General features: G+C 40.8%; 24 protein-coding genes. 1 reads left to right on the forward strand and 23 read right to left on the reverse strand.

What is annotated here, in order from left to right; all coding sequences use genetic code 11:
* Nucleotides 1-6 precede the first annotated feature (6 nt).
* The 16 genes from LS68_RS09170 to LS68_RS09245 form a co-directional block, all read right to left on the reverse strand.
* On the reverse strand, nt 7-963 hold the full coding sequence (locus LS68_RS09170) for a hypothetical protein (RefSeq protein ID WP_034374006.1): 957 nt from the start codon (nt 961-963) through the stop codon (nt 7-9).
* Entirely contained in the window at nt 963-1,724 is a 762-nt protein-coding gene (locus tag LS68_RS09175; RefSeq protein ID WP_034374009.1) for a hypothetical protein, read from the reverse strand. Before LS68_RS09175 ends, LS68_RS09170 begins: the two co-directional genes overlap by 1 nt.
* 15 nt (nt 1,725-1,739) lie before the next feature.
* Nucleotides 1,740-2,573, reverse strand: a complete 834-nt coding sequence (locus LS68_RS09180; protein ID WP_034374012.1) for a hypothetical protein — start codon at nt 2,571-2,573, stop codon at nt 1,740-1,742.
* A gap of 19 nt (nt 2,574-2,592) precedes the next feature.
* Entirely contained in the window at nt 2,593-2,946 is a 354-nt protein-coding gene (locus tag LS68_RS09185) for a hypothetical protein (RefSeq protein ID WP_138091461.1), read from the reverse strand.
* 748 nt (nt 2,947-3,694) lie between these two features.
* Nucleotides 3,695-4,285: a hypothetical protein gene (locus LS68_RS09190; protein ID WP_034374384.1), complete on the reverse strand. Its 591-nt coding sequence runs from the start codon at nt 4,283-4,285 to the stop codon at nt 3,695-3,697.
* Nucleotides 4,285-4,818: a hypothetical protein gene (locus LS68_RS09195; RefSeq protein WP_034374382.1), complete on the reverse strand. Its 534-nt coding sequence runs from the start codon at nt 4,816-4,818 to the stop codon at nt 4,285-4,287. The genes LS68_RS09190 and LS68_RS09195 overlap by 1 nt, the downstream gene beginning before the upstream one ends.
* Before the next feature lie 631 nt (nt 4,819-5,449).
* Complete coding sequence (locus LS68_RS09200; protein ID WP_034374256.1) at nt 5,450-5,755, reverse strand: hypothetical protein; 306 nt, start codon at nt 5,753-5,755, stop codon at nt 5,450-5,452.
* A 60-nt stretch (nt 5,756-5,815) separates the two neighbouring features.
* Entirely contained in the window at nt 5,816-6,982 is a 1,167-nt protein-coding gene (locus tag LS68_RS09205) for a DUF4043 family protein (RefSeq protein WP_034374253.1), read from the reverse strand.
* A gap of 20 nt (nt 6,983-7,002) precedes the next feature.
* Nucleotides 7,003-7,626 (reverse strand): hypothetical protein, encoded by a 624-nt coding sequence (locus LS68_RS09210; protein ID WP_034374250.1) that lies wholly within the window; start codon nt 7,624-7,626, stop codon nt 7,003-7,005.
* Nucleotides 7,627-7,639: 13 nt separating this feature from the next.
* Complete coding sequence (locus tag LS68_RS09215; RefSeq protein ID WP_034374247.1) at nt 7,640-8,014, reverse strand: hypothetical protein; 375 nt, start codon at nt 8,012-8,014, stop codon at nt 7,640-7,642.
* Nucleotides 8,015-8,668: 654 nt separating this feature from the next.
* Entirely contained in the window at nt 8,669-10,405 is a 1,737-nt protein-coding gene (locus LS68_RS09220; protein WP_238699291.1) for a hypothetical protein, read from the reverse strand.
* A 411-nt stretch (nt 10,406-10,816) separates the two neighbouring features.
* Nucleotides 10,817-11,407 carry a hypothetical protein gene (locus LS68_RS09225; protein ID WP_034374329.1) on the reverse strand — a complete coding sequence of 197 codons (591 nt, stop codon included), beginning with the start codon at nt 11,405-11,407 and terminating at the stop codon, nt 10,817-10,819.
* Nucleotides 11,404-11,826, reverse strand: a complete 423-nt coding sequence (locus LS68_RS09230; RefSeq protein ID WP_034374332.1) for a hypothetical protein — start codon at nt 11,824-11,826, stop codon at nt 11,404-11,406. Before LS68_RS09230 ends, LS68_RS09225 begins: the two co-directional genes overlap by 4 nt.
* Nucleotides 11,827-11,828: 2 nt before the next feature.
* Nucleotides 11,829-12,383: a hypothetical protein gene (locus LS68_RS09235; protein ID WP_034374334.1), complete on the reverse strand. Its 555-nt coding sequence runs from the start codon at nt 12,381-12,383 to the stop codon at nt 11,829-11,831.
* A gap of 562 nt (nt 12,384-12,945) precedes the next feature.
* Nucleotides 12,946-13,248, reverse strand: coding sequence for a hypothetical protein (locus tag LS68_RS09240; protein WP_034374217.1), 303 nt, complete (start codon nt 13,246-13,248; stop codon nt 12,946-12,948).
* Between the two features lie 12 nt (nt 13,249-13,260).
* Nucleotides 13,261-14,949 (reverse strand): hypothetical protein, encoded by a 1,689-nt coding sequence (locus LS68_RS09245; protein WP_138091463.1) that lies wholly within the window; start codon nt 14,947-14,949, stop codon nt 13,261-13,263.
* 272 nt (nt 14,950-15,221) lie between these two features.
* On the opposite strand from LS68_RS09245, the gene LS68_RS09250 reads away from it, so the two are divergent.
* The gene (locus LS68_RS09250) at nt 15,222-15,818 is read left to right on the forward strand and encodes a hypothetical protein (protein WP_034374211.1); all 597 of its coding nucleotides are present in this window, start codon (nt 15,222-15,224) and stop codon (nt 15,816-15,818) included.
* A 16-nt stretch (nt 15,819-15,834) separates the two neighbouring features.
* Here the strand turns inward: LS68_RS09250 and LS68_RS09255 are convergent, their stop codons facing one another.
* The 7 genes from LS68_RS09255 to LS68_RS09285 all read right to left on the reverse strand — a co-directional run bounded on the left by LS68_RS09255 (nt 15,835) and on the right by LS68_RS09285 (nt 18,430).
* Complete coding sequence (locus LS68_RS09255) at nt 15,835-16,203, reverse strand: hypothetical protein (RefSeq protein WP_138091465.1); 369 nt, start codon at nt 16,201-16,203, stop codon at nt 15,835-15,837.
* A gap of 171 nt (nt 16,204-16,374) precedes the next feature.
* On the reverse strand, nt 16,375-16,599 hold the full coding sequence (locus LS68_RS09260) for a hypothetical protein (protein WP_052100545.1): 225 nt from the start codon (nt 16,597-16,599) through the stop codon (nt 16,375-16,377).
* Entirely contained in the window at nt 16,578-16,775 is a 198-nt protein-coding gene (locus LS68_RS09265) for a hypothetical protein (RefSeq protein WP_034374057.1), read from the reverse strand. Before LS68_RS09265 ends, LS68_RS09260 begins: the two co-directional genes overlap by 22 nt.
* Nucleotides 16,776-16,797: 22 nt before the next feature.
* Nucleotides 16,798-17,166 (reverse strand): hypothetical protein, encoded by a 369-nt coding sequence (locus LS68_RS09270; protein ID WP_034374060.1) that lies wholly within the window; start codon nt 17,164-17,166, stop codon nt 16,798-16,800.
* Nucleotides 17,163-17,552: a phage holin family protein gene (locus LS68_RS09275; RefSeq protein WP_052100546.1), complete on the reverse strand. Its 390-nt coding sequence runs from the start codon at nt 17,550-17,552 to the stop codon at nt 17,163-17,165. The genes LS68_RS09270 and LS68_RS09275 overlap by 4 nt, the downstream gene beginning before the upstream one ends.
* Before the next feature lie 12 nt (nt 17,553-17,564).
* On the reverse strand, nt 17,565-17,843 hold the full coding sequence (locus tag LS68_RS09280; RefSeq protein WP_034374062.1) for a hypothetical protein: 279 nt from the start codon (nt 17,841-17,843) through the stop codon (nt 17,565-17,567).
* Nucleotides 17,844-17,845: 2 nt separating this feature from the next.
* Complete coding sequence (locus LS68_RS09285; protein ID WP_034374065.1) at nt 17,846-18,430, reverse strand: DUF5675 family protein; 585 nt, start codon at nt 18,428-18,430, stop codon at nt 17,846-17,848.
* Between the last annotated feature and the right edge of the window lie 111 nt (nt 18,431-18,541).

Genomic DNA, 18,541 nt, shown 5'->3' on the forward strand with positions numbered 1-18,541 from the left:
TTCTCCTTATTTGTGCGCAAATCCCATCAATACTAATAAATCTGCCGTTTCTTTTCCGTTTAGCTCTCTGTTTTCTGTCTGTGCGGCTTGGAGTAATTTCTCCGCTGTGTTAATCTGTGCCAAACCCTGCTCATAATACCTTATTTGCTCGGGATTAAGCCCGCTGTATTTGACATTTTGGATATGCTCCCCTATCCTGTGCTTGGTCTCTTGGAGGATATTTTTTGTTATGGCAAGCGCGCCTTTTTGATTGCTAAGATAAGGGATAAGCTTTTTACTCTGCTCTAATTCCCCCGCTAGGATTCTGCCATCACCCCTGCTTTTTGCTACCGTGTAATTTGCTAAAAGTCTGTCTTTATACACCTCAAAATCCCGCGTGTTACCTATCGCCCCAAAGGTTACATTTTTGACCCCTTGCTTTAAGGCTTCGTTAAAAGTCTTTTGCCCGCCCATACCGATAAGCATCTCTATCGTGCTTTTGGCATTGCCTAAATGCTTGGTGATTTCATTCACACTCTTTGTCTGATTGGTTACCCTGTGCGTGTTGTCGCTCTTAATGTCCATTTTATGAAACACATAGCTGACATTTAATCCTAATTGCTTGGCTAAATACGCGTCCATTAGGCTAAGATGCTCTTTTTTATCAAAGTATGCCACGCCTGTATTGCGTCTCTTATCAAGGTAGCTCCCCTCGTATTTATCGGGTTGTATCATCATATCTTGTGGAGAGGGGGGAATCTCTTGCGGGGGTTGTATCGCGTTAATCTCCTCACTGCTCTTAGCATCATCAAAGCTCAAACTCTCCCCCAAAAGTTTTGCTTGTGCGTCTGCTTCGCTTATAGGGGGCTGGGTAGAGGCGTTATTCATTTGTTTATTGACTAACGCCGCGCCGCTGCTCTCTGCTCCTATTTTTTGTAAAAATGGCTTTTTATTCTCCATTTCTTGTATTGCTTGTGCGTCCATCAAATCTCCTCTCTGACTTCTATATAAATGCTCTCGCTCACAAATTCATTATCATTATTCTTTGCCTTAAAGGTTACTTTATAGATACCTGCGTTCTTTTTATGGAAATGCAAGGCTTTGTTATCCTGCGTAGTGATTTGCTCATCATCGATTAAAAAATAGCTCTCATTTTCTCCATACACGCTCATTCCTAAAATGATCATTCTTTCACTTGTCGTGATAATATTTTTTGGCGCGTATATGCCTATTTGCTTACTGCCTAAGCCCAAACTCTGAATCTTTGCAAGCTCTCCGTATTCCTTAAGCATCGTATCATAGTTTTGACTTAAGGGTTTGGTGTCAATTTGTGCGATTTCTTTCAAGACTACTTCGCTGATATTTGCTAACGCACTGCCGTCATTAAGGCTTGCGCTGTTGTTAGCAATGGCATTCATCGCGACATTAAAAAACCCGATATACGCATTTGCCTTATTAATCGCGGCATTATCTATCACACTCCGCTTAATGCTCTCTGCTTGGATTATGGAGCTTATCGCGTCTGCTCCTGCTTTGAGATTATTAATGCGCTCTCTGCTTATGGTGAGCTCAAGCTCTATGAGCGTTTTTTTAATCGCGAGGTTTAATTCTTGCTTTTTAAAGTCTAGCTCTTGCATATTTAGACTTGCTTGCGCGCTCTGCACGGCTAACTCATCATTAGCAAATTGGCTAAAAAGCCCTTTTTTGATAAAGTTAATCTTTTCTACAAAATCTTTAGAATTCACACCTTTTCCTTTATCTCACTTACTGACTAAAATATTTTGCTTCTCTTGCGTTGGCTCACTCAAAGACTTGCGCAAGTTTTTGTTCGTCTCTTCTCTAATCAATTCAGCGATACCCTCTTGGAGGGCAAGAATCTTAAGGCTTTCTAATCGTAGTTTTGCCTCCCATCGTTGGTGTATCAATGCGTCTTTTTCTATCGCATTTGCCCAAACTTTAGGGGCTTGGGCTGTAAGGGTTTCTTTGATGCACTCCTGCATAAAAGGACCTTGTATAAGCTCTTCTAGTGCTTGGGCGTTGTCTTGCTTTAAAAGTGCAAATACGCTCTCTTGGAGATTTTGGCTCACTTCTTGGCTTAGTCGCTCCGTATCAATAGGGAGCTGTGTATAGTCTATCTCTGCTCCTGCTAGGGTTTCTTTGACATATTCTTTGAGGCTCTCTTGGAGATGCGCGGTGTGGGTGATTTCGCTCGGCAAACTTTGGCTTAGAGTGCTTTTTAGCTCTGTGTAAAGTGCGTTTTGTAGCTCATCGCTAAGGTGTGCTAAGTCTTGCGTATTTTGGGATTGCAGACTTTGGCTTAATTGCGCTAACTCTTGGGCATTAAAGCTCTTAAGCTCATTTTCCAAAAGCTTAGAGTAAGTGCCTATCTCTTTATCAATCGCGCTTAAAAGTGTGTCTTTAGCCTCTTGCAGATGCGAGTTTGCTAATTGCGCATTTTGTGCCTTAAGCTCTTCTAACATTTGGCTTAAGAATCTTTGACTATTGTCCTTAAACTCGCTTAGATTCTTATCATTCAAGCTTTGCACTTGGGCTAAGATGTCTTGGATTTGTTGGATTTTTTCAGAGATAAGCATTTTTTATTCCTTTTTCCAATTAAGATAAATTCGTCCTTGCGGTTAAAATCCTTGATTGCTGCATTCGCATTGCGGTTACGGACGCTAAGTCCGCTCCCTTATGCTCATTTGCAAAGCAATGATTTTTCCTCGCAATGACTAGAATTTTTTGTGATTCCTTTGTCTTCATTCTTTCTCGCCCGCTTCGTGGTGCGTAAATCGTGATCAAAGGAGGCAGTAGTGCCTCCGCACGATTGGAGCTAGAAGCGGATAAAGCGAGGCTCTCCCCTTGTTTGCCGAAAAGAAAAAGCGGCGGCTTTATTCTTTTCGGGGTTAAGGGGAGTGAGGAGGGGATAAACCCCTTTTCTTTTTGCGAAAAACTCTTAAAATTCATCAAAAATCCCTCCGCGTGATTCTTTGGATTTTTCTTTAAACTTTTCAAAAATCTTTACATTCCAAAAAAAAAAAAAACGCTTAGCATTCTAAGATTCGCGGTATTGCTTTCGTGGTTTTTTGGAGATTTTGAAGGTGAGGCTAGACTAGAGGTCTGCGAACCTTCAAAATCTCCAAAATCTGCGAAATGATTACCCAAAGCTGAATGCTTTTGACCCAAAGTTGAATGCTTTGCTATTGATTAATCATATTAAAAAAGTGTATTTTTTTAAAGGGTTAAAAAATGGAGGTTATGATACAATATAATCGGGGTTGCTCTAGGGAGCCAGCAACTCCCTAGAAGTAGCCTACTTTTTAAAAGGAGGTTACCATGAGTAAGATTCACCAGATCTTAGTCATCATTATACTACTTTGTATCATTGTAGTCAAGTGTAACTCCTTTTTCCAATTAAGATAAATTTCGCGTTGGCTTTTTGCGACTTTTAAGAGAGTTTGCTTTTCGCACTTCGTCATTACCGCTTAGGTAACTCCTCGCGCTCAAAGCTTCACAACTCTTAAAATTCATCAAAAAATCCCTCCGCGTGATTCTTAGTTTTTTCCTTAAACTTTTTTTCAAAACCCCTTAGCATTCTAAGATTTGCGGTATTGCTAGTGGAGCTTTAGCAAAATTTTAGGGGTGAATAAGGCTAGTGCCTATGAACCCCTAAAATTTTGCTAATCTCTGCTATGATTACCCAAAGCTGAATGCTTTACATCTGACTTTTGCTCTCTATCACACCCTTTGCATTACTTGTATTATGTATCCCTCTAAGCCGCGCTTTCTCCTCTTCTCTTGCTTGGCAATAATACGCGCGTCTTTGGGGATTAAAGCTCGTATTCTCTATAAGCAAAATATCACAAAAAGCCTCCAAAATCACCGCGTGTGTGTAAAGCGCATCAAGCGTTACTTTATCTTCTTTTGTCTCTAGCGGGGGCGCAAAAAAACTCGCGCATATTTCTAGCTCTCCGCTTGCACCTTTAGTGATCGCATACTGCCTCCTACTTAAGTGATAAAAGCAAGGCGTGGGGCTTTTAAACGCATGAATAGGGCTTGCGTGTTTGATCTCTACACCATTGAGTGCGATATGAAAGATATAGGCAATCCTACTAGGGAGAGTGATAGGCTCATTTTCTTTAATGCGTATCTTTAAGGTTTGGATATTTTCTTTAAACTGACTGATAAGGGTATTTTGCGCACGACTTAGATAATCCAACAAAAATCCATCACTAAAGATATGCCCCTCAATGTTGTCATCTTTTAAAAAACTCCTTATGACCATTATGAGCTCTTGGGCTTTCATTATATCTCGCTCCCCTCTACGCTCTCTCCCTCTAGGGGCTTTCTGCTTTTGGCAAATAACCCCCTAAGAGCTTCGCCTGTGTTTTTTAGCCCTGATTCTACATAATCACTGATGCCTTTGTGCTGCTCCTCGCTGTAACCTCTCTCCTTTTTATACTCTTCTCGCATTTTTTGTAAATACGCGCTTTCTTTTTGTGCGAGGAGCGATAGGTTTTTTTGCTTTTGTGCGCGGGTTTGGGCATCATCGCTATCCTTGTATTGGTTAGCTAAATAGTCATTAGTATGCTCATCTCGAAAACGCATCGTGTTTGTCCATTCTTGTGCCTGTGCCTCTTGGATAATCTTCGCGTTATTCTCATCTCTAGCTTTATTTTTTCTCTCCGCGCGTTCATCGCTTTCCTTGACAATATCCATAATCCCTTTTATGGTGTTTTGCGTGTTTTGATTACTATTTTGCAAAACCTGTAATAAGTTTTGATAGGGATAGGCGGTGGCGGTGGGGTTGGGGTTGTAGGTAGAGAGAATGTTACCCATTTATACTCCTTTTTGCAAATTAAGATAAATTCGTCCTTGCGGTTAAAATCATTGATTGCTGCATTCGCATTGGCTTATTCCTTTTCCAATTAAGATAAATTCAGTTTTGAGCGACTAATAAGGGAATGCTGCGGCTCGCTCCACTGCAACGCACACTAAGTGCGTCTCATTCGCTCTCCTTGCATAGCCCTTATTCCTTATTCCAATTAAGATAAATTCGTCCTTGCGGTTAAAATCCTTGATTGCTGCATTCGCATTGCGGTTACGGACGCTAAGTCCGCTCCCTTATGCTCATTTGCAAAGCAAAGATTTTTCCTCGCAATGACTAGAATTTCTTGTGATTCCTTTGTCTTCATTCTTTCTCGCCCGCTTCGTGGTGCGTAAATCGTGATTAAAGGCAGTAGATAAACCCCTTTTCTTTTTGCGAAAAACTCTTAAAATCCCTCAAAAAATCCCTCCGCGTGATTCGTGGTTTTTTCCTTAAACTTTTTTTCAAAACCCCCTAGCATTCTAAGATTCGCGGTATTGCTTTCGTGGTTTTTTGGAGATTTTGAAGGTGAGGCTAGACTAGAGGTCTGCGAACCTTCAAAATCTCCAAAATCTGCGAAATGATTACCCAAAGCTGAATGCTCTAAGGGTCGCTATATATATACAAAGCCTTTTCTAGCTCATTAAGCTTTACCTCGCATGTGTCTTGCTCGTGTTCGTGAATGACGCTCTCATATCGTGATTTGATATAGCTCTCCATTGTGTCCAAATCGCACACATACGCATCTGTATCAAGTGCTAGGGCTTCTATCGCTTGGGTTTGCTTCTCTAGCAAGGCTTGTAGCTGGAGATTTTCTAAGCTAAGCTGTGCGTTTTTGTGATAAAGATGCGTGCATACGCCAAAAAAACCCAAAAAAAGAGTGAGGATAATCATAATAAAGTAGTGCATTTAATTTCCTTTTCCAATTAGCTAAGCCTCCCCCGCTTTGGGGGAGATGGATTTAGCTTTTTACTCTTTACTGCTAAAAATCCCGATAGTCGCAAAGTCTTGATTACTGAAAGGACTTAATGCCCCGCTCTCTAGTGAGAATCTCCCCTTAGCGATGCTTAAAAGCCTATCCGCTCCGCACACGACCTTACGCCCGCTGTCTTGGGTATCATCGATATAAAATTTTGTCGCGTTGCTCCCTGCCATTACGATAGCACTTGCACCGATAAGCGCACCGATGCTTAAGGGCTGTTTGTCCGCATAAAAGCTTGGAGGGGTGGTTTTGCTGACATTTTGACTATCGAGATAATGTTTGAAATCCGCATCGCTCAAGTCAGTATTTGGCATACCCACCTGCATTTTAGTCCATACGCCCATATCTAAAATAGGGCAATTATCAATCATACCGACAAATCCCGTAAAAAGTCGGTTTTTATCGCCCCTATCTCCCGCGTAAGCTTGCATCTCTCTCCATTCTTTATCCGCTTTTAACTGCTGGATTTGGTGTGATTCAAGCAAAATAAGATAGCTATTGTGTATCACGCTGATACCATTCACGCTCTCTCTGTCTGCTTTGATAGGCTTGATAGGAAAAGCCTCTTTGCCGTTAGCATGTGTCCCGCTTCGTGCCATAAAAATAGCGCGTCTTAGGAGTTTTACACTGCACACATCGCCTTTTGCGATTTGTTTGGTCGTGTCTTCAGGACTCTTTTTATAATCCTTAAAGCCATTTTGCGCATCTGCAGCCACGACATTGGTAAAGTCGTTACACAAGTGCGCGACTATCGCTTTGTCTCTGCGATCTTGCATCCACTCGCTAAGAGAATCTACTGATTCTTTGACAAAATCAATGCTTTGCATCTTGCTGTATTGTCTGATAGGGCTTCTTAGGGCGTTACCCACGACTTTAGGATAAATCGTTTGATTGAGAATTTCTAGCTCATCATAGTTTGTTTTAAAGTCGGCATTACCCTCTACGCCTGCGCCTGTGAGTTTGTTTTTCAATCGGGGGCGGTAGGGCTGGTCGTTTTCTACACTAAAAGTGCGCACGCCTCTATCTCCGCCCTTACCTGTGAAGCTCTCAAAAGGACTTTTGATCCATGAAAGTCGCTCTATCTCTTTACCGATTTGCACACTGATGTTTTCATCGTTTTTAAGGCTATTGTAGTCAATATTGTTAAGATTCATTTTTTACTCCTTGAGATTGTTTAATATCTTTCTGTGGGCAAACTATCATTTGCACTCTGGCTTATATCACTAGGATACCCTTTGACTTGTTGGGGGAGTTTCTCCTCTTGCTCACCGCCCCCGCCTTTGCTCGTATAAAGCTCATAAAGTGCGTTAAAAAGCTCTGTGGGTGCGAGACTTTCAAAAGCTTGCTGTTCTCTTGGCGTAAGCTCTTGGCTATAAAATACTAAAAGCTCTTGAATATCCACATCGGGGTGTTCTTGCTGAAAATCCGCCTTTGCCTTTTCTATCGCTCCGAGCTGATTATCAAGCGTGATTTCTCCCTCTAGGTTAGAGATAGCATCTTGCTTGCTTTCAATCTCTGTCTTGATAAATTCATTTTGCAAAGCAAGGATTTTTTCAAAAAACGCCTCTTTGTTTTCAAAAAATAGCTCCTCAAGGTCGGGGTTTTGCTCGATAAAATCCTTTGCCTTTCTCGCAAAATCCGCTTCAAAACTCTTCATATTTTGCTCTAGCTCTGCCTTAAGCCCTGAAAGTAGCTCTTGCTTGTTTGGTGGCTCTGTTTGCTCTGTTTGCTCTATGGGCTCTTGTGGCTCTTGGAGCTCTTGTGTCTCGGGGGCGTTATTTTGCAATTCTTCTTCCATTTAAAAGCCTCCTTTAAAACTCCATCATCGTGGTAGAGGGGAGATAGTAAATCACTCTTAGCGTGCCTCTGCCCTTAGTCGCTGGGGTATCTCCCACTGCGGGTTTAATGCTTACTGCGATTTCTTGCACTTGCGGGGTCGTGAAGATCTTAGAGAGAATATTTGCCTCTGCCTTAGAAATGTCAATGTCTGATGCTAAAGCATCGGGCTCATCGATAAATCCTATATCTGCCTTAAATCCTGCATCTGCTGCTTCTTCCACACTGAAACTAATATGTGTAACTTCAGCATTTGCGGGTAAGGCTACAAGTGCCAACTCTTGGGGATTGGTAAAATCAATCGAATTTTTAACAAGATAAGTTAAAAAATGGACTTTTTGTGTGCGCATTGATTGCTCCTTAAAATAATATATTGGATTTATAAAAAAATTTTAAAAAAAATGTAAGGGTTAAAAGGTTGCAGCAATCAAGGATTTTAACCGCAAGGACGAATTTATCTTAATTTGCAAAAGGAATAAAAAGCCTAAGTAGGGAGTAAGAGTAAGACTTATCCGCTCCCTTAGGTAAAAGCGGATAATGGCTATCTTAGCTACACTTGACTACAATGATACAAAGTAGTATAATGATGACTAAGATTTGGTCAATCTTACTCATGGTAACCTCCTTTTAAAAAGTAGGCTACTTCTAGGGAGTTGCTACCTCCCTAGAGCAACCCCAAGTTATTATATCGCAATTTAAAACAATTCTTCACTCCTTTTGCAATTAAGATAAATTTCGCGTTGTCTCGCGCTCAAAGCTTCACAACTCTTAAAATCCCTCAAAAAATCCCTCCGCGTGATTCTTTTGCGTTTTCATATTCCCGCATCTCTTACCTTTCTCACCCGCTTCGTGCGTTTGCTAGATAACCCTAGCATTCTAAGATTCGCGGTATTGCTTGGGCGGTTTTAAGTATTTTTTAGGGGTGAGCTAGACTAAGGGTCTGCGATATTCCCCTAAAAAATACTTAATCCACGCAATGATTACCCAAAGCTGAATGCTTCTAATTATCGTAAATCTACTTTGCTTATGTTATTCTTATAAAACTTCATCTTTTGCGCGTCTTTATCTTGTGGCTCTTGGGCTTCAAGTGAGGCTTGTTTGGACATCTGATTGATAATACTGCTTTGTGCTTGGAGCTTTTGGCTTTCACTTTGGAGCTTCTCTATCTGTGCTTGAAGCTTAGCTAATTGCATTTGTGTCTCTTGCTCTAACATTTTATTTTGCGCACTCGCGTTTTCATTTTGGGTCGTGTTGGCATTTTCTAGCACTTCTTCTATGTCTTCTACGATTTGAGAATCTGTGTCTTTAAGCATCAAAGGGAGAAGCTCACTGACAATATCGGGGCGTATGTTTGCGATAGTTTTTAAAATCTCACTCCAGTGCGCGAATCGCTCTTCACGCCCTTGCATCTTAAGCTGTGTGTTATACACAAGATCAAAGCTCCCGATCTTAAGCGTATTCTCTGCGCTGTCATTGATACTAAAATATCGCACTGCGCGTCTTTTCTCTGCTATGGCAAACACTTGTTTTTTATTAAAATAATGCTGCATAAAGCTTAAAACTCTTTGATAAATCAGCCTGTCCATTGCATCACTGCTTTGTATAAAATACTGCAGTCCCAAAAGCCCCGCATCGCGTCTTTGTGCTATGGCTACGCCGCTTTGTCGGTTGGTCGCTTGGGCTAGGGCTTCATCATTAAGCCCGCTCAAAACCCTTGCCATATTGCGCTTTTGCTCACTTTTCATACTCAAAGCTTGTAAATCTGCGTGATGTTGGATAAACTCGATTTTTTTCTCACTCAAACTCCCGCTTCGCACGGCGACTATGGCATTATCTTTAGCGATATTTTCCACAAATTCATCTATATCATCTACGGCATCAATCTCAAATAAAGCCTTTTGTGTGCCGAGCATATTTGCCATTTTGTTTTCTGCAAAGTTGATGTAATCTTGCAAAGGCTTAATATCTCTAAAGATTCCATAAAAGTTGTTTTGCTCATCGATTTGGTATTTACTGATCACAAAAGGGTGCAGATTGTCTTTAAAGGGCATTATTTCGGTTTTGTATATCCCTCCGTTAGGATTCCACAAATACCTATTCCAGCTTAAAGTGCGGGTTTGCTCATCGTATTCTTTTGCCCATGTTTCTATGATAAAGGCTCTTTGGTCGGCAATGTCATCTTGCGTGAGGTAAATCTCCTTATCGGGGATTATACTTTTGACTTCACACAAGGCGATGTGTTGCTTTTTATGGAATCTACTCGCATCAAGGGCGTTTTTATCTTGCGAAAAACAATCAATCAAAAAGCTATCAGTAGGGATACTTTTGATATTGATATGATAAAAGCCCTCTGCGTCTTTTTCACACCATAACTCCACTACGGCTAACCCTAAAAGCAAATTAAAATCCCGCGTGTATATCTCTTTATCATAATCATCGCTTTGTGCAAAGACTTTGAGCAAATCAGTCAAAAGACTTGCTAAAACTTTATCCTGCTCTTGGCGTCCATTGACTTTGATTTCTGTGCGCGCTTGAATCTTATAGCCTAATATCTTATCGCAAATCATTTTAAAGATATTCTCGTGTATAGGGATTTGCCCTCGTGATTGGAGCTTGGCTAATTCTTGGCTTTGGAGCTGATGTCCGTGATAGTATTGCAGGGCTTGTTTGTATTCGCTTAATGCCCTATCGTGTGCGCGTTGGTCTTTGGATAGGGCGGTGGTGAGTTGATCTAGCGTCATTTATACTCCTTATTCCAATTAAGATAAATTCGTCCTTGCGGTTAAAATCCTTGATTGCTGCATTCGCACTTATTTTTCGCGTTATTTTTTAGCTTTTAACGCAAAAAGGGGTTTATCCCCCTCCCGTCCCCCTTAACCCCGAAAAAGACGCCGCTTTTTCGGCAAACAAGGGGGAAGCCTCGCTTTATCCGCTTCTAGCTCAAATCGTGCGGAGGCACTACTGCCTCCTTTGATCACGATTTACGCACCACGAAGCGGGCGAGTTTATTTATTTAACGCTTAGCATTCTAAGATTCGCGGTATTGCTTTCGTGGTTTTTTGGAGATTTTGGAGGTGAGGCTAGACTAGAGGTCTGCGAACCTTCAAAATCTCCAAAATCTGCGAAATGATTACCCAAAGCTGAATGCTTTTTTAGACGATGCCTGTTATATGGACACTCCCCTTAAACGGCGCACTACTCGCATTATTATAGACAAACTCCACTTCCGCGCTCGTATTTGGCTTGAGCGTCAAAATATACATACCATTCTCGCCCTCTCTGCGATTATCGACATTGTTTTTTGCACTCCACCCGCCTATGCTTTCTTTCTGATAAGTCTTATTAGAGTTAAGCCCTCCGCCTTTAGTCGTCCATCGCCTGATACTCCTACTCTGTAAAATATCTCCTGCGGGTGTGCCACTGCCTCCGCTTAAGGCAAGGAGTAGCCTGTCTTGATACTTTAAGCGCACATCGACCCCTGCACGCCCTGCTTGGTTATACATATACTGCGTGTAAGTGATATTACTTTCCCACCGCTGCGGGCTTAAAGTGTAGGCATCATTAGTATCCCCGCTCCCTGCATTGAGCGCGAATAAAACCTCTATGGCATACACATTGGGATTAGTAATGCTTATAGTCGTGCTTTCATTACTCGTGTGTGTGTAGCTGAAATTAAAAAACTCTACACTATCGCTTTGAGCGTGGAGTATGGGCTTGTTTTTAAGAGGGATAGTATAGCTCATAAAAGCTCCTTAATATCATCAAGCTTGACTTTCACGCGTCTTGCGTAAAGCTTCCACCCTAAAGGATTCTCTATCACTTCTTTGTCATAGACAGAGCTTAAAAATGAAAAGATTTTCTCCTCACCCCATTCCTTGCATACTTTATAATCAAATATCACACACCCGCAATTAGCAAGCACTTTTTTATCACTAAGGATAAAAACACAATCAGGGCAAGTGGGATTCAAACCCTCATCTGTCAATAACGCGCTGTGAATATTATTCTCAATCACCTCTTGGATATATGCCTCTATCTTGTAAAAATCACAATAATCCCGCACAAAGCCTATCAGCTCATCGCGCGTGATAGGGTGCTTATTGGTATCTCTGTGGGTCAAATCGATACGCAAAAAGTCCTTATCATCATAAAAAACAAACATTTTCACTCTCCTAAAGGGCTTTTATAGCTTATTGCTTGCAACTCTTTTAAAGTCGTGGCATTTTCTATTTTCTCTTTTAACTGCTGATAATGCCCCAAAAGCTTTGCATAGGCTGTATTATAAGACGCACTCTTTGTAAGCACTTTTTGCGCTAATTCCTCTAAGGGGATATTTCTCGCATCGGCGAGTTGCTTTAAAAATGGCGCATCTTGCTCATTATGCGTGTCTAAAAACCTCTGTGCGTCTTTTGCCTGCTCTTGGTAGGTCTCAATCTCTGCGGGGGTCTTACCCTCTCTTAAGACATACAACTCACTCTCTAGGCAGTAAGTGATGTGTGCGAGAATCTGCTCTTTTTTTGATGCGATGTCAAAGGGGGGCAAGGTGTAGTTATGATTCACCTGCATACCGATAAAGGCATATTCCTCTTGCTCTTTATTTAGCTCTATCGTCTTGATACTCCGCTCGTCCCATTCCTTATAAACACTGCTGTCAAAAATCTCACTTATGATGTGTGCGCCGTTTATGAGGGCGTATTTGGTGTTAGGCTTAGCTTTCATTTTTTTTATTCCTTTTGCAAATTAAGATAAATTCAGTTTTGAGCGACTAATAAGGGAATGCTGCGGCTCGCTCCACTGCAACTTAGGCTCTAAGATACTAGAATTTCGTGTTTTCCTTTCTTTCTCGCCCGATTCGTGGTGCGTAAATCGTGATAAAGGAGGCAGTAGTGCCTCCGCACGATTTGAGCTAGAAGCGGATAAAGCGAGGCTCTCCCCTTGTTTGCCGAAAAGAAAAAGCGGCGGCTTTATTCTTTTCGGGGTTAAGGGGAGTGAGGAGGGGATAAACCCCTTTTCTTTTTGCGAAAAACTCTTAAAATCCCTCAAAAAATCCCTCCGCGTGATTCTTAGTTTTTTCCTTAAACTTTTTTTCAAAACCCCCTAGCATTCTAAGATTCGCGGTATTGCTTGGGCGGTTTTAAGTATTTTTTAGGGGTGAGCTAGACTAAAGTCTGCGATATTCCCCTAAAAAATACTTAATCCACGCAATGATTACCCAAAGCTGAATGCTCTAAACCCTTAAAATTTTGCTAATCTCTGCTATGATTACCCAAAGCTGAATGCTTTACATTCTTTCCGTAGGTAACAACTTCTCATCTTGCACTAATCCCTCTTGCTCTTGGGGTTTAGCCTTGCTCTTATCGAGCACACTCCCAAAGGCATTCCCCAAAGTGCCGATAGCCTCACCTTGATTCTTAAGCGTGTTGTTATACTTTTCTTTTTCCCATGTATTCATCGCTTTTGTCTCTTTTAACTGCTGCTCTGCTAGGTCATACATTTTCCTATTGTGGTTATTTTGGAGTATCGCGCTTGTAAGGGTTGCTGCCCCTTGCAATAAGCCACTTCCAAATCCATCTGCCCAACCCATTTTTTTACTCCTTTATATGATTTCTACGCTTTCTAAATAAGCATCTATCTCCCCTGCATTATCCAGATAAGCCCTTGCGATGCTTAAAGCCAACGCCCTTTTAGAATCTAAAGAGAGGTGATTAAAAGCATAGTTTTGCCCTGATTCTAGCTCGGGGATAGAGTCTAGATTTAGTCCATTTGCGATGCTCACAAGGCTTTGATAGTAGTTATAATCCCGCGTGTTGCTGATGCTCTCTATAAACTCATCTGGGCTTTGCCCCGCTAAGCTTAAAATGCTAAGGTCTTCTCGTGTCAAAAAGCTAAAGTCAAAATTTACCGCTTCACTGCCTGCATAAGAAATCGTGCATATCCCTCCGCTAGAGACAATGACATTAATCTCATCGTCATTGTCCAAAGTGATAAAAGCACATTTGCTCTCACCTCTTTGTCCTACGCCTTTTTGATTCCCCGCGCCTCCGCTCACACTCAAATAACTCCCAAAGCTCGTAATCCCTCCGCTTGTATCGCTATTATCCCCGCCATTGCCTCCTCTGACAAAGACAAAATAATTTTTTATCCCTTTAATAGGCATAAATGTCGTGCTCTCTGTAAAAGTGATGCCTTGATAGTCGCTCCCTAATACGGCGACATTGCCTTGTATCGTATAAAAAAGCTCTCTTAATGCTAAAATCTCGGCAGTGTTAAGCACTCTAATCTCCCTTAGCATAGCGTCTTTTACGCGCCCTATCTCGGCGATATGGGACTCTGTGCAAGATTCTAAATCTTGAGCCTTTGCGTCTTTGTAGGATTCTAGCTCTTGGGTCTTCTCCTCTTTGTATAAATCCAAATCGTGCTTTTTGTCTTCCTTAAAGGCTTCTAGCTCTTTGGCTTTCTCCTCTTTATAAGATTCTAAGCGACTAAGCGCGTTGATAAAAGCGATATTGGCTTGGTGATAGTATTTGACTAATTGCTCCTTAAAGGCTTCTACCTGCTGGATTGCGATATTTGCTTCGGATTTTGCCTTTTGATAGGAGAGCATAAACGCCTCGCTTTTTTCCTGCATCAGTTGTAATTTTTCATTAAACAACGCGCAATACTCTTCTTTCTTATCATACAATTCCTTTTCAAATCCCTCTTTAGTCGCTAGAAGATCTACTTGCATATTGTGTAAGAGATTTTGTGCGAGGACTTCGATTTGCAGTTTTATATCGGTGGCTTGTTGGAGCATAGCTTTAAGTGAAAAGCTGATATGCTCTATCTCTGTCATACTTTCTTGGATTTCTTGGATTTTCTCTAGGGTAAATCGCGCCATCTCAAGCTTAGAATCAAGTGCGCTAAGCTCTGCTTGTGTCGTATCAAGGATTTGCTCACTTTGAGCATAAAGCTCTAGGCTACTCTTGTGCATGGAGGAAATCTCTGTAAGACTTTGATTGATAAATGCCGCACTTGTAGCAAGTGAAGCCTTAAGGAGATTATAGTTTTCGTTTGAAATTTTGAGATTATCGACATAATACGAATACACCTTAAAAATATCGCGACTGATGTCAATAAGCTCTGCAATCCCCAAAAGTGAATAATGCGCGGAGATAAGGACATTATTATTTTGTTGGATTTTTTCTAGCATCTCCTCTCGCAACGCCTTTAGCTCCTCGTCTCTGTCTGCGTCATAAGTGGGCGTTTGTGGGGGTAGAGTGATAAGGGGGGCTTGTGTGTCTTGCATAATATTTCCTTTCTAAGATACGACAAATTTAAATCTTATATTAAAAAAATAATCACTTTAAAAAAAGGGTTAAAAAAGGTAAGGTTATGATATAATAGGCATTATGGGCAAAACAATTCTCTTAATCTTATTATTAATCTTTATAGGGTTCATACTCTTTATGATCGCGCTAGAAAATGCTGCTGCAGTGATAAAAATCCTTATCATTGTGGGGGGATTATCGTGCTTTTATATTCTCAAAGAGGTATTTACTCCCAAAACCTAAGCCCCCTTTGTCGCAAAGTTTGCAGGAGGCAAAAACATTTTTCAAGGCGACAAACCGCGATGCGACAAATGATCTGCTTTTTGACACTACCATTGATATTGCTAACGCTTTGGGGGTGGAATATTCCACTCTCGCGCACCTTGATAGCGAGTTTCAGATAGAAAATTTAAAAGGAATATATTTAACTAATGATAGTAATACGATTCTGCTAGATGAAGATTTGGTCAAAAGTGGGGATACTTTAGGGAGTGTTGTTCTCCTCCATGAGCTTATCCACGCGGTTACATTTAGGGTGATAATGTGCGCAGAGTGTGCAGAGACGCAAGCTCTCTTATCCCCTAAGCAATTAAAAGGGTATGCAAAAATATATGAGATTTATCACCAACTCGCGCTTAAATATCCCCAATATGTCTATGAAGAGGGTAAAAATATGGGGATTTATGGATTAAAAGATGTCCATGAGTTTGTCTCCGAGCTAGCACAAGAGTATTTTAGGAATTTTTTAGAGCAAGAGGGCGTTTATGATGATGTGATTGATGCGTATGAGGAGATTATCTATTATCCTGATGCGCAAAGATTTACTCCTTTTTCCAAATTAAGATAAATTCAGTTTTGAGCGACTAATAAGGGAATGCTGCGGCTCGCTCCACTGCAACGCACACTAAGTGCGTCTCATTCGCTCTCCTTGCATAACCCTTATTATTCATCTCAAACCTTAGAATTTTGTGTTTTTCCTTTTTTTCTCGCCCGCTTCGTGGTGCGTAAATCGTGATCAAAGGAGGCAGTAGTGCCTCCGCACGATTTGAGCTAGAAGCGGATAAAGCGAGGCTCTCCCCTTGTTTGCCGAAAAGAAAAAGCGGCGGCTTTATTCTTTTCGGGGTTAAGGGGAGTGAGGAGGGGATAAACCCCTTTTCTTTTTGCGAAAAACTCTTAAAATTCATCAAAAATCCCTCCGCGTGATTCTTTTGCGTTTTTATATTTTCCCGCATCTCTTGCCTTTCTCACCGATTTGTGCGTTTGCTAGATAACCCCCTAGCATTCTAAGATTCGCGGTATTGCTTGGGCGGTTTTAAGTATTTTTTAGGGGTGAGCTAGACTAAAGTCTGCGATATTCCCCTAAAAAATACTTAATCCACGCAATGATTACCCAAAGCTGAATGCTACTCCCCCCTGCAAAAACTCAAATCCTTCTCCAACCCCTCACTATACATCAACACCTCTTTTAAGTAGGCGATAATATTGTCTTGCTTTTTGGGTCTTTGTCGCTTGGGAATGTCGCATTTTGTAGGGATTAGCACTTCTTTATACACCACTCTAGGCTCTGCACACGCGCTAAAGACAAGAGCTATCACCAAAAAAGGGATTATTTTGTATGGACCTTGCAAAATCTCCCCTTTTCATCTCTCCTACACAAAATGACTTCTTCCTGCGCGCTGGAATTTTGGCAAATCTTTTTCGTAGGCTTTGAGCGTGTAAGCTCTGCTACTTGCGCCCTTAAAGACAGAATCTCTTTTTTTAGCTCTTTTATCTCCTGCGGGAGAGATAGAAAGTCTTTAAGCATTTTTACTCCTTTTATAAAAAACTTAATAATATTCTTTGACAAGCAAGGTTATCTCATCATCTATCATCTTATTAAGTGTGTGTGCGTGTGTGTCTAGCTCTTTTCCGCTGTAAGTGTGGGAGAGGATAACATATCCTGTCTTTTTTATGTCATCAACTACTGCCTTTGCTCTTACGCGATAAAGTGTGGCATACTCCATTTTTGCTAATCTCTTTAAATACTCATTTTTCTGTTCTTGAGTGTAGTGATTATGATTTAAGATACTCACCATATTGTGCGTGAATAGCAAATCAATCGCGTTTTTATACTTAAAATATATTTCTATATTTAAAGCAATACTGCACACAAGGATAAAGCCTATGACAAATCGGATAATCTTTGTAAGCCTCATTCATTCTCCTTTGTGCTTTGTGGGTTTGGTGTCTCGCGCTCTTTAGCCTTTTGTGCTTTTTTATCTTGATCGCTCATTCCGCCGTTGTTCTTCAGCGCGATAATCTTTTGTATGTATTCAAGAGCTTTATCAATCCCAAAGAATCCTATCGCCGCGCTAATCCCTACTTTAGCCAGATATGGCAAATCTGTCGCGCTAAGTATCGTGTAGGCAGTAAGGGCAATAAAAGCACTCGTGCAAACGATTTTAAGCGCGTAAAGTTTGCTGGGCTTTTTCTCCTCGAGGTTAAAATAATTCACTATCCCGCTAAGTATCCCCACGCACGCTACAGGTATCAACTCAATATAATGCTCGACATTAGGGAATAGATATAATAATGTGTCCATTTAATCGCCCTTTCATAAAGTCAAAATTTTTGCAAAAAACAATGTCCAACCGATCACCACTCCTCCCCAAAAGAGCTTATGTATCGCGACAAAAAAAGACTTTTGTTGGGGAGGCATATTGCAGTGATATTTACCGATGACAAACCACCTAAAGAGAAAAATCGTGCGTCTTATATGAACCCTAAGGCTATCTTTAAAACCAAAAGCCCTAAGGTAAAGAAACACCGACAAACACACGAGCACCAAAACCATAATGCCAAACGCAATCAAAAAACTAAACCAACTATTCATTTTTATCCTTTTATCTCTCTGACTACAAGCCCTCTGATATTCTCAATACCGACTTTTTTCACAAAGTCAAAGAAATCTTTACACGCTTCGATGCTATTATGCACTGTGCCATTACCTTTAGACTTACCTAACAAAATACACCCTTTGGTATCTTGCGGATAATTTCCTACATGGATTAAAATACGCCTACCTGCAAAAGATGGCAAATCCTTGCTCTTTAGCCATAAAGCTGTATTGATAAACTTAGGATCATTCATCCACTCTTTAATAAGCTCTTTATTATTCTCTGCTTTCCATTGCGGATAAGTTCTAGCTAAAGAGGCATTTTGACATGTATTTGTCCATTCTAACTGATACTCACGCGCTATAATACGTTTGTCTTGTTTTGGTGTGTCTGTGCTAGGTCCGATATTCTCACAAGTAAAAAAGTTTAGAATCTCACGCCCTGCACTTGTCTCATCTTGATGCTCATAAACACTAAGCACTCCTAAGGTAGAATCTTCGATTTCTCCCACTATTTGACCATTTTTAAGTTTTTTAATATCCTTATGCTCGGATTTTCTTTGCAAAACGATAGTGTAAAACATTTATCACTCCTTGCCTTTTTTATTTTTAGGCATTGTGCAATAAATTAAAATTTTAAAAAAGGGTTAATTTAAGTAAAAAATGCTATATTATTCAGCTATTTTAGGAGATTA

Origin of the sequence: Helicobacter sp. MIT 05-5293 (assembly GCF_000765665.2) — a bacterium.
Taxonomy (GTDB): Bacteria; Campylobacterota; Campylobacteria; order Campylobacterales; family Helicobacteraceae; genus Helicobacter_C.

Excerpts from the sequence above, each read along its gene's own strand:
- LS68_RS09170 (WP_034374006.1), bottom strand. The coding sequence starts at position 963 with ATGGACGCACAAGCAATACAAGAAATGGAGAATAAAAAGCCATTTTTA.
- LS68_RS09180 (WP_034374012.1), bottom strand. The coding sequence starts at position 2,573 with ATGCTTATCTCTGAAAAAATCCAACAAATCCAAGACATCTTAGCCCAA.
- LS68_RS09185 (WP_138091461.1), bottom strand. The coding sequence starts at position 2,946 with ATGAATTTTAAGAGTTTTTCGCAAAAAGAAAAGGGGTTTATCCCCTCC.
- LS68_RS09190 (WP_034374384.1), bottom strand. The coding sequence starts at position 4,285 with ATGAAAGCCCAAGAGCTCATAATGGTCATAAGGAGTTTTTTAAAAGAT.
- LS68_RS09195 (WP_034374382.1), bottom strand. The coding sequence starts at position 4,818 with ATGGGTAACATTCTCTCTACCTACAACCCCAACCCCACCGCCACCGCC.
- LS68_RS09200 (WP_034374256.1), bottom strand. The coding sequence starts at position 5,755 with ATGCACTACTTTATTATGATTATCCTCACTCTTTTTTTGGGTTTTTTT.
- LS68_RS09205 (WP_034374253.1), bottom strand. The coding sequence starts at position 6,982 with ATGAATCTTAACAATATTGACTACAATAGCCTTAAAAACGATGAAAAC.
- LS68_RS09210 (WP_034374250.1), bottom strand. The coding sequence starts at position 7,626 with ATGGAAGAAGAATTGCAAAATAACGCCCCCGAGACACAAGAGCTCCAA.
- LS68_RS09215 (WP_034374247.1), bottom strand. The coding sequence starts at position 8,014 with ATGCGCACACAAAAAGTCCATTTTTTAACTTATCTTGTTAAAAATTCG.
- LS68_RS09220 (WP_238699291.1), bottom strand. The coding sequence starts at position 10,405 with ATGACGCTAGATCAACTCACCACCGCCCTATCCAAAGACCAACGCGCA.
- LS68_RS09225 (WP_034374329.1), bottom strand. The coding sequence starts at position 11,407 with ATGAGCTATACTATCCCTCTTAAAAACAAGCCCATACTCCACGCTCAA.
- LS68_RS09230 (WP_034374332.1), bottom strand. The coding sequence starts at position 11,826 with ATGTTTGTTTTTTATGATGATAAGGACTTTTTGCGTATCGATTTGACC.
- LS68_RS09235 (WP_034374334.1), bottom strand. The coding sequence starts at position 12,383 with ATGAAAGCTAAGCCTAACACCAAATACGCCCTCATAAACGGCGCACAC.
- LS68_RS09240 (WP_034374217.1), bottom strand. The coding sequence starts at position 13,248 with ATGGGTTGGGCAGATGGATTTGGAAGTGGCTTATTGCAAGGGGCAGCA.
- LS68_RS09245 (WP_138091463.1), bottom strand. The coding sequence starts at position 14,949 with ATGCAAGACACACAAGCCCCCCTTATCACTCTACCCCCACAAACGCCC.
- LS68_RS09255 (WP_138091465.1), bottom strand. The coding sequence starts at position 16,203 with ATGCGGGAAAATATAAAAACGCAAAAGAATCACGCGGAGGGATTTTTG.
- LS68_RS09265 (WP_034374057.1), bottom strand. The coding sequence starts at position 16,775 with ATGCTTAAAGACTTTCTATCTCTCCCGCAGGAGATAAAAGAGCTAAAA.
- LS68_RS09270 (WP_034374060.1), bottom strand. The coding sequence starts at position 17,166 with ATGAGGCTTACAAAGATTATCCGATTTGTCATAGGCTTTATCCTTGTG.
- LS68_RS09275 (WP_052100546.1), bottom strand. The coding sequence starts at position 17,552 with ATGGACACATTATTATATCTATTCCCTAATGTCGAGCATTATATTGAG.
- LS68_RS09280 (WP_034374062.1), bottom strand. The coding sequence starts at position 17,843 with ATGAATAGTTGGTTTAGTTTTTTGATTGCGTTTGGCATTATGGTTTTG.
- LS68_RS09285 (WP_034374065.1), bottom strand. The coding sequence starts at position 18,430 with ATGTTTTACACTATCGTTTTGCAAAGAAAATCCGAGCATAAGGATATT.